This window comes from Mycobacterium sp. (genome assembly GCF_036490025.1).
Lineage (GTDB): Bacteria > Actinomycetota > Actinomycetes > Mycobacteriales > Mycobacteriaceae > Mycobacterium.
Genome location: NZ_DASXEP010000132.1, coordinates 1 through 5,838 on the forward strand (window position 1 = coordinate 1; position 5,838 = coordinate 5,838).

Sequence of the window (5,838 nt, forward strand, 5' to 3'; positions counted from 1 at the left end):
TGACCTGCAGGAAGCGCAGGCCGCCATCGACCGGCTCGCCGCGGTGCCGACCGAGCCGGGATTCATGGTCTACCAGGTGGCGCTGCTGGGCCTGCGGGCGCTGCTGGCCCGGGCCCGCGGCGAGGCGGCCGGCTACCGGGACTTCGCCGACCGCTACCGGCAACTGGCGACCTCGCTTGGCTACGAAGGACACACCGCGACGGCCGCGGCGATGACCTGATGGTTAGTCGCCGCTGGCATGGATGTGCGTGTCCGTCGGTGAATGGAATTCGACATACCGCCGGGCGAACTCATCACCGGGAACCGGCCATTGCTCGCCGTCGGCGCCCCGCACCACCCAGTCGCCGTCCGCCGCGGTCGCCGGGCCCTCCAGGGTGTCCAGCACTTCGCCCGGCTGCGCGGGCCGGGCGAGAACCCGTCCGCGCCTTCGCCATTGCCGTTCGGCGACGTGCTCGTAGGTGGCCCGGAAAATGTCGTCGCGCACCGACCAACTTTCGCCGTCAGCCTCGACCGCCCAGGCCCCGGCGCTGGCGCGCATCGTCTCTCCCGACCGCGACGTCCAGGTCCAGGGTGAGCTCCGTTGTTCGGCGGTGACCGTTCCGATCCGGGTGAATGGTTGCCACACCGGGCGGGACCGATAGCCGAGTTGGCGAAGGCTCCACATGGTGGCCGCAAGGCTCGTCAGGGCGGCATTGAGCAGATCCGGCTTGGTTTCCAGCACCGACCAGTCGACCAGCTTGTCGTGGATCCGGTGCGCATCGTCGCGGGCCGGACCGTGCTTCCAGCCGGCGCGGCGGTAGTAGCGGCACCAGTCTTCGTGCTCGGCCCGTGCCATCTTCATCGCCGTGTCGCGGTCGAAGCCCAGATGCGCAAGCCGTTCCAGCGCGGGCGATCCGGCCATGTCGCCGGGGGCCAGCAGTGGCGGCGGGCTGCCCCAGGTGTTCCAGGTGTGCCCGGCGATCTGCTCGACCATCCACAGCGCATTGCGCACCTGGCGCCGATTCGACCCGCGGTAGAAGTCGTCGAGTTGCGCCCACGGCAATGTTGCCGCAGATCGGTGTGCCTCCGGGTCGATCGCGCCCACGTAGCGCTCGTGGATCAGGCGCGCCGCTCGTTCCCAGGCGTCCTGGGCCTGCCCCTCGGGCATGTCCAGTCGCAGCCGGTAGGTCCGCAGCTGCCCCACGATCTGCAACCGGTCGTCGGCCATCTGGGCGTCGGGATCCCAGCTGTACACGGGCATGGTGGGAAAACGGGCGGCCAGCCGGGTTCCGGTCGTCGGGCCGCCGGGCGAACCACCGGCGGGGTCGTCGACGAATATCGCCGCACAGTATTGCGGGTCGCTATCTCCGATCAACCGCATCAGCGTCTGCACCGTGGGCGGCTGCGGTGTCGCGTCGATAATTGGCCCGCTGGAGGAGGATCCGATCTGCCGGCGGTGGAATTCGTGATCCTGCCGGTATTCCTCGGCGTCCTGGCCGACCAGGGTGAGTGCCGGTAGAGCCGCTTCGTCGGGCGCGGCGTAGTAGTCGAATTCCAGCTGGCGTCGGGTCAGATCGGCGCACAGCGCCAACGTCAACTGCGATGTGCCGCAGACGAAGACACGTTGTATCGCCTTGTTGGCGACGATGTTCTCGAGCAGCCAGTAAGCGGTCACGTCGTACTTGCCGACAGCGTCGGCGGCCCACCTGGTGTCGGATCCACCGAACTGCTGGGCACGCCAGGCCTCGGCTTGCCACGGGTCGTCGATGCGCACGATGAGCGGCAGCCGGTACTTGTTGCCAATGGCGGATAGTCGACGCGTGATCACGTCCAGCCAAGCGAGGTTGGTCGACGGATCGGCCGACATCAAGTACAGCCGCTCGAGGTTGCGCCACAGCGACAGTGACTCCAGGGTCGCCGGTGTGTTGAGGTCCACTGACACCACCCGGGCACCCTGGGCGCGGGCCTCCGGCTCGCCGGGTTCGTCCGGGCCCCCGGTTATGACGACCAGTGTGCCGCGTCGGTCCAACGTCCGCGCGATCGCGCTGACCATTGATCGGGTGTCGTTGTCGATGCCGACCACGGCGGTGACGGTGTCGGCGAGGCTAACCCGCAGCCGGTCCACCTGCGAGCGGAACACCGCGATCACGACGCCGGCCAGGCCGGTGAAGATCGCCCCCAGCGCGGCCAGCCGCGCCACCTCGAGAGCGGTCGGGGTGGGGTGGGGACACACGTGCCCGCCCAGCTCCATGTCGCTGATGCCGCCCTTGACCAACGATGCTGTCCATATCAGTGGCGTGATGAACGGCGGATGCATGGCGTCGTGACAGTTCCAGTAGGAACTGAAGCCCAGCACGGCACCCGTGGCGGCGAGGCCGGCGATGACGGTGATCGGAACGTTTCCCGACCCGAGGCGGCGCTGCGTTCGGAAGCCCAGCACACAGAGCGCGGCCAGCAGTGCCGCGACGACGGCGATCGTTTGCCACGATCCCGGCCGGCCGAACCACCTCAGCCAGGCCGGCAGCCCGCCGGCTGCGGAGGGCCGCACCGCCAGCACCGACAGGTAGGCGACCAATCCCAGGGCCGCGGTTGAAATAACCAATCGCACCAGGCGCGAGGTGGTGACCGCGGGGCGCATCGAGGGACCTCCCTTCGCGCACTTGCATCGTGATGATGACACCGAAAAGGGTTGCTCGGGCGTCAAACAGCGCGCATAGTGGTCGCCGTGTCGCACGTTCCTGCTGGCACGGTGCATGCTGCCGTGCGGTCGGTCCGATGACGGCGGTGGTGTTGTGTCGGGCCTGTGGCACCCATGTGCGGGAGGGTGCCCGGTTTTGCGATGCGTGCGGGTCGCCGATGGCGCGGGCCGGGGAGGCGGCGGAGTACAAGCAGGTGACGGTGCTGTTCGCCGATGTGGTGGATGCGATGGGCGTCGCTGCGGTGGTGGGCGCCGAGCGGTTGCGGGAGGTCATGGCCGAGTTGGTCAACCGCGCGGCGGCGGTGGTGCAGCGCTACGGCGGCACGATCGACAAGTTCACCGGTGACGGGATCACGGCCGTGTTCGGGGCGCCGGTCGCGTTGGAGGATCATGCTTTTCGTGCCTGCTTGGCGGCGCTGGGCATGCAGCAGGACGCCAAGCGGCTGGCCGCTGAGCTCGAGCCTCGCGACGGTATCGGGCTGGTGATGCGGGTGGGCCTGAACTCCGGTCAGGTGATAGCCGGCGAGATCGGTTCGGGCGCTTTTGGATACACCGGTGTTGGTGATCCGGTTGGGGTGGCGCAGCGGATGGAGGCGGTCGCGCCGCCGGGTGGGGTGATGCTCAGCGAGTTCACGGTCCGGCTGGTCGAGGATGCGGCGGTGTTGGGTGAATCGGTGCTGGTGCGCGTGGAGGGGGTCGGGCAGCCGGTGTGCGGGCGCCGGTTGGTGGGGTTGGCCCGGCAGCACGCGCGGGTGGGACGGCGGGAGTCGACGTTGGTGGGGCGGCAGTGGGAGATGGCCGCTTTGGTGGGCATGCTGGATCGCTCGATGGGTGGGTATGGGTGTGTGGCGGGGGTGGTCGGGCCGGCGGGTATCGGGAAGAGCCGGATGGTGGCTGAGATTGTGGCGATCGCGGCGAGCCGTGGGGCCGAGGTGTTTTCGACGTTTTGCGAATCGCATGCCAGTGAGATCGCGTTTCATGCGGTGGCGCCGCTGTTGCGGGCGGTGTTCGGGATCGAGGGGCTCGCCGAGGAGGCCGCACGGGTGCGGGTGCGAGATCAGATCCTGGGTGCTGATGGCGCGGATTTGGTGCTGTTCGATGACATGCTCGGCATCCGCGATCCCGGGGTGGCGTTGCCCGACATCGCCCCCGATGCCCGTCGGCGGCGGCTGACCGCGCTGGTCAATGCGGCCCTGCTGGCGCATCCCGCGCCGCGGGTGTTTGTGATTGAGGACGCGCATTGGATCGATCAGATCAGTGAGGCGCTGCTGACCGATTTCTTGTCGGTGGTGGTCCAATCCCGTTCGTTGTTGGTGATCACTTACCGGCCCGAGTACCGGGGGGCGCTGAGCAGGATCGCCGGTGCGCAGACGATTGCGTTGGCGCCGTTGGACGATGGGCAGACCGGGGCGTTGATCACCGAGCTGCTCGGTGCGGATCCGACGGTGACCGGGTGGACGGTCCGGATCGCTGAGCGCGCGGCGGGTAATCCGTTTTTCGCCGAGGAGATCGTGCGCGATCTGGCCGACCGCGGCGTGCTGCGCGGCGTGCGCGGTGCCTACGTGTGTCCGGGTGGTGCGGCTCGGGTGGAGGTGCCGGCGACGTTGCAGGCCGCGATCGCTGCCCGCATCGACCGGCTTGAGGCCTCGGCGAAACGCACGCTGAATGCCGCCGCGGTGATCGGGCTGCGGTTCGGTGCCGAGCTGTTGGCGAGTCTGATTGATGTCAGCGCGGTGGCGACACTGGTTGACGCCGAGCTCATCGATCAGGTGCTGTTCAGCCCGCGCGCGGAGTATGCGTTTCGGCATCCGCTGATTCATGCGGTTGCCTATCAGTCCCAACTGGGTTCGGAGCGCGCCGAGTTGCACCGGAGTTTGGCTGCGGCGATCCAGCAGCGCGATCCGGGGTCAGTGGAGGATAACGCCGCGCTGATCGCCGAGCATTTGGAGGCCGCCGGTGATTTGCATGAGGCGTTCGCCTGGCACATGCGTGCGGGGACTTGGTCGACCAACCGTGACATCGGTGCGGCCCGGATGAGTTGGCAGCGGGCGCGTCAGGTCGCCGATCGGTTGCCCGCGGACGACCCGGCGCGGGCGTCGCTGCGGATCGCGCCGCGCACCCTGCTGTGCGGCAGTTCCTGGCGCGCGATGGGCAATATCGACGAAACCGGGTTTGAGGAGCTGAGGCAACTGGCGTCGGCGGCCGATGACAAGGTGTCGCTGGTCATCGGGATGTCGGGGCAGGTGACCATGCTGCTCATCCACGGGCGATACCGGGACGCGTCGCAGTTGGCGTCGGAGTACACCGGGCTGATCGAGTCCATCGGCGATCCGACGCTGACCATCGCGCTGTCGTATGCGGCGATGGCCGCCAAACGCTTTACCGGGGAGGCCACTGAAGTCCTGCGGCTGGCCCAGCTGTGCATCGACCTGGCCGCCGACGACGAGCGCAAGGGCAACCTGATTTTCGCGTCACCGCTGGCCGCCGCGATCGCGGTCCGCGGGACCGCACGATGCTGCTTTGGTTTACCCGGGTGGAAGGACGACATCGTTCGGGCACAGGACATGGTTCGCACGGTCGACCCCCAGATTCGGGCCACGGTGATGATGTACGGGTACGGCTGGGGCATCGCCAATGGGGTGCTGCTGGGCGACGACGCGTTCCTGCAGGAGACCGCCGAGATGCTGCAGATCGCCGAGCAATCCGGCGAGGATTTGACGTTGACCATGGCCCGGATGGCGCGCGGCGTTGCTCTTGTGCACCGGGCGGGTCCGGGACGCGACGAGGGCTTCGAGCTGCTTGCCCTGGTTCGCGACGCCGTCCTGCGGGAGCAGTTCAACGGGACGATGGTGCCGATCGTCGACGTGCAGTATGCGAAGGAGAAGATCCGGGCCGGGGATGTCGCCGACGCTATTGAGCTGTCGCGGGCGGTGGTCGAGCAGGAATACGACTGCTGGGAGATCGAGTTTGTCGGTGCCGCGGTGACGATTCTGGTCGAGTCGCTGCTGGCCCGCGGCACCGAGGCTGACCTGCAGGAAGCGCAGGCCGCCATCGACCGGCTCGCCGCGGTGCCGACCGAGCCGGGATTCATGGTCTACCAGGTGGCGCTGCTGGGCCTGCGGGCGCTGCTGGCCCGGGCCCGCGGCGAGGCGGCCGGCTAC

At 68.4% G+C, this 5,838-nt stretch carries 3 protein-coding genes; 2 read left to right on the forward strand and 1 reads right to left on the reverse strand.

The window, feature by feature from the left end; all coding sequences use genetic code 11:
* A partial coding sequence (locus VGG53_RS14995; protein ID WP_331518852.1) for a hypothetical protein occupies positions 1 to 220 on the forward strand: 220 nt, incomplete at its 5' end.
* 3 nt (positions 221 to 223) lie between these two features.
* Here VGG53_RS14995 and VGG53_RS15000 read toward each other — a convergent pair.
* Entirely contained in the window at positions 224 to 2,617 is a 2,394-nt protein-coding gene (locus VGG53_RS15000; protein WP_331518853.1) for a hypothetical protein, read from the reverse strand.
* Positions 2,618 to 2,754: 137 nt separating this feature from the next.
* Between VGG53_RS15000 and VGG53_RS15005 the strand changes: the two genes are divergently transcribed.
* Positions 2,755 to 5,838, forward strand: a 3,084-nt coding sequence (locus tag VGG53_RS15005; RefSeq protein WP_331518854.1) for an ATP-binding protein, incomplete at its 3' end; no start/stop codon positions are given.